The sequence below is a fragment of the Robinsoniella sp. genome, assembly GCF_034124845.1.
This window is the reverse complement of the sequence record NZ_JAWYAJ010000325.1, coordinates 1-3,961: the sequence shown is the minus strand read 5'-3', so window position 1 is coordinate 3,961 and position 3,961 is coordinate 1. Positions and strand designations below refer to the sequence as shown.

Sequence of the window (3,961 nt, the reverse complement as noted above, 5' to 3'; positions counted from 1 at the left end):
ATGTGATTACCTCACCAAATATTAATTTGCCAAAAATCATACCCCAGATCAGGGTGACCGGTTTATTTGCAAATGCGACAGTCAGCGGGATACGCTTTAAGATCTGCTGCCAGATAAACGCATATACAAACATAATCAGCAATACCAGTCCATAGTAACCGCAAAATTCCAGGGATAGAAATTTCTGATTCGCCGCCATCTTTGATGCCACTCCGCTTAGAGAACTAAAAAGCAGACTAATATGCAGCACTGTAAATAACTTTATATAAAACCATCTGTTTTTTGTCTTTTCTGCCATATCATTCTTCCACTTCTATCGTGATTTTGGACAGTACTTCTTCTAACCGCTCCCTGCATGCCTGCAGCGTATCACCCTTTATAATAATCTGGCCGATTCTGTCTCTGCCATTGTTATACTGGTTCACGTGATCCCCTTCCCTGATATTAAAAGACAAGTCAATAATATCCTCAGAAGGCCCGTTTTCATTTACCAGCTTCGTAACCTTACCGGTCTTAGAAGAAATTAAAATCTTTGAAAGATTTGGTACCGGACGCAGCATGGAAGCGCGGATAAACAACGCCCGGACATCCAGTCCCATTGCCAGCATGGCAATCACTTCATAATAATGTATTCCATAGTAGATACTCACTAATTCCGGCAGGCAGGTAGCCCCTGCTCTTGCTGTGATTTCAATCATATAGACTTTGCCTTCCTTTAATATGAGATCGCAGTTAACGGGACAGTTATCAAATCCCAGTGCCCGGACTGCCTTTAAAACTTCCCTGGAAATCTGTGGCGACAGCTGGTCAATATGCTCCAGAGGTACCGAATGTCCCACCGGTGTGGGCGTAAATCCCTGATATGCATCGATTCCGTTGGGAAGCATAAAAACAAGTTCTCCGTCCTGAAGCATTGCCTCCGTACCGAATATTGTTCCTTCAATAAATTCTTCCACCAGGCAGTAGTCCTTCCCGGTTGCTTCCATTGTCTTGCTGTAATTGGAAATGGCTTCCTCTTTGGTATTGCTTCTGAATATTCCTCTGCTGCCCATCAGGTCCACAGCTTTCACAATCACTGGAAATGTCAGCTCCTGCAATGCCTTTTCCAGATCCTCCTGATTTTTCACAAGGCGGAATCTGGCGGTGCTTACGCCTTCTCTCTCAAAAGCTTTTTTCATTTCCCATTTATTCGTAGAACAGCATGCCGCTTCATAGGACGGTCCCTTAAGTCCCATCTTCTCACATACGTATCCTATTGCCGGCACTCCGGTATCCAGACAGCAAGTGGTAATTCCATCTATCTGAAGCTTTCTTGCATATTCCAATACCTGCTCCGGCTTTGAAATATCGGCATAGCAGAATTCATCCGCCTCTGCAAATCCCGGAAAATCACCCGGTATGCTGGCTGTAATGGTATGAAATCCCAGTTTTTTTGCCGCCCTGATTAACGGCACCTGAGAATAGCTTGCACCTAATATCATTAATTTTTTCATATTCTTTTCCTCGGTATTCTGTTGTATTTCTACGCTCTAATTCTGGTTGATACCCGGCGCTAATATACCTGCAATCTCCTGCATCTGTGTTAAGTCCCCGGTTTTCATGATGTAAAATCCGAACCTGCTTCCGCTGTCAACTACTTCGTGGGAACCAATTTCCCCGATCTCGCTGGTAAACACTATATTCTCCGGGAATTTTTCTTTAATATTTCTGTATTTCTCCATATCCCCGGCTCCAAAAATAAACTGGATTCTGGCAAAATGGTGAAGCGGCTCTTTTAAAATCTCCGGTCTTTCACCCAAAGCAGTCTGTATGACCATTTTCAGATAATCCTGTCCGGTGGAAAGCGGTACCAGATGGGAGCCAATGCAGTCTCCGCCCATTCTTGACCCAATTTCAATGATTTTCACTTCCTGCCTGCTGTTAATGCGGAATTCGGAGTGGGATGCCCCATTTCGGATTTCAAGGGCATTCAGAGCCATTCCAAGTTCATGGAATACCCGGGCTTCCATTTTAGGGGACAAGCCGGAAGGTTCCATATGACCCGTCTCGATGAAATGAGGTGCCCCGGTGGTATACTTTCTGGTAATGGCCAGAAAGGTATGCTGCCCGTTATAACTGATTCCCTCACAGCTGAATTCTTCTCCGTCAATGTACTCTTCTAATATTGCCTTTTTCTCAAAAGAATTAGAAATGGCAGCCTCAACCGCCACGTCTAACTCTTCTTCCTTGAATACCTTGGTAATCGCCCTGCTTCCGGAACGGTCCGTGGGTTTGACAATAAGAGGAAATGTCATGTTCCGGGGCAGTTCTATTTTCCTTGTCTCATCCACTACCGTAAACAGCGGCGCAGAAATATCATTTCTTACAAATGCACTGCGCATCTCAAATTTATTGGTGGAATACAAAATACAGTTGTCGCTGTTTGTGCACAGTCCAAGCCTGACTGCCAGATACTGTACCGTAATATTCGCAAGATCCGAACCGATACTGGCTACCGCATCCGGCTTGATCTTTTTGCATTCCTTTAAAATTTCTTCTTTTTCCACAATACTAACCGGATAGAAATAATCTGCGGTCTGTTCTCCCACAGCGCCTTCCTTCCAGGCAAATACATGAGTCTGGTAACCCATCTCTCTGGCTTTTAATATCAGCGGATTCTGAAAATCGTTTGCTCCGATAATGACAATTTTTTTCATACTAACCTTTCCTTAAAGCGTGACTTCAATTACATAAACCGGTTTGGCAGACTGTACCCATACAACAAAATCGGGACCAGGAAGCTTCTGTTATGAGGCTTCCGAATCCCGTTTTCCTGCTGGAGCATGCTTGATATACCCGCTCCTGTAATCCAAACTTTAAATAAGAAAATCCTTCAGTCGTTTACTGCGAGACGGATGACGCAGCTTACGAAGGGCTTTCGCTTCTATCTGCCTGATACGCTCTCTGGTAACATTGAATTCTTTGCCGACTTCTTCTAAGGTCCTTGCTCTTCCGTCTTCCAGACCAAAGCGCAGCTTCACCACCTGGCGTTCTCTGTCCGTAAGGGACTCCAAAGCAGTGCCAAGCTCTTCCCGCAGCATGGAGAAAGCTGCAGAATCTGCCGGTGAAAGGGCAGAATCGTCTTCGATAAAGTCACCTAAATGACTATCGTCTTCTTCACCAATGGGTGTATCAAGAGATACCGGATCCCTGGAAATCTTCAGTACTTCCCTTACTCTTCCAACGGGGACATTCAGTCTCTCAGCCACTTCTTCAGCGGTTGGTTCTCTTCCTAATTCCTGCAGTAAGGTTCTGGTCATACGAAGGGTTTTATTAATGGTTTCTACCATATGTACCGGAACACGAATGGTTCTTCCGGTATCCGCAATACCACGTGTAATCGCCTGACGGATCCACCAGGTAGCATAAGTACTGAATTTATATCCCTTGGTATAATCGAACTTGTCCACAGCCTTCATAAGCCCCATATTCCCCTCCTGAATCAGATCCAGGAAAGGCATACCGCGGCCAACATATTTTTTAGCAATACTGACTACCAGACGCAGGTTTGCCTCTGTCAGTGATTTTTTAGCTTCTTCATCGCCATTTTCCACACGTTTTGCCAGTTCCACTTCTTCTTCTGTACTAAGCAGAGGCACATTACCGATTTCTTTCAGATACATACGTACCGGATCTTCTGTGCTGACTCCTTCCAGGACATCAACATCATCAATAATTTCAACTTCCTCTTCTTCACCTAAAAGCAGGTCATCATCGCTTTCCAGCAATAATTCTTCTACTTCTTCATCTGCAGAACCATGTAATACATCAATATTGCTCTTTTCCAAGAATTCCAATATTGCGTCCATCTTGTCTTCACTGAGTTCAATTCCTGCAAAAGCATCGTTGATTTCTTTGTACTCAATCATGTTCTTCTTGCTTTTTGCCTTATCAATAAGTCCTTTTAATGCTTTTGAAAATT

4 protein-coding genes are annotated in these 3,961 nt (G+C 44.2%); all 4 read right to left on the bottom strand.

The features are described 5' to 3' along the window. The coding region (locus ACH2DQ_RS16405; protein WP_395027456.1) for a transporter at nt 1-298 on the bottom strand (298 nt) is incomplete at its 3' end. 1 nt (nt 299) lies between these two features. After that, a complete protein-coding gene (locus ACH2DQ_RS16400) occupies nt 300-1,493 on the bottom strand; it encodes an ATP-grasp domain-containing protein (protein WP_395027454.1) in 1,194 nt (397 codons plus the stop codon). Nucleotides 1,494-1,529: 36 nt separating this feature from the next. Next, on the bottom strand, nt 1,530-2,696 hold the full coding sequence (locus ACH2DQ_RS16395; protein WP_394915905.1) for an acetyl-CoA carboxylase biotin carboxylase subunit family protein: 1,167 nt from the start codon (nt 2,694-2,696) through the stop codon (nt 1,530-1,532). Nucleotides 2,697-2,855: 159 nt separating this feature from the next. Continuing rightward, a partial coding sequence (gene rpoD / locus ACH2DQ_RS16390) for an RNA polymerase sigma factor RpoD (RefSeq protein WP_395027452.1) occupies nt 2,856-3,961 on the bottom strand: 1,106 nt, incomplete at its 5' end.

Bases quoted from the DNA above. Each gene is read 5' to 3' on its own strand.
- ACH2DQ_RS16395 (WP_394915905.1), bottom strand. From the start codon at position 2,696: ATGAAAAAAATTGTCATTATCGGAGCAAACGATTTTCAGAATCCGCTG.
- ACH2DQ_RS16400 (WP_395027454.1), bottom strand. From the start codon at position 1,493: ATGAAAAAATTAATGATATTAGGTGCAAGCTATTCTCAGGTGCCGTTA.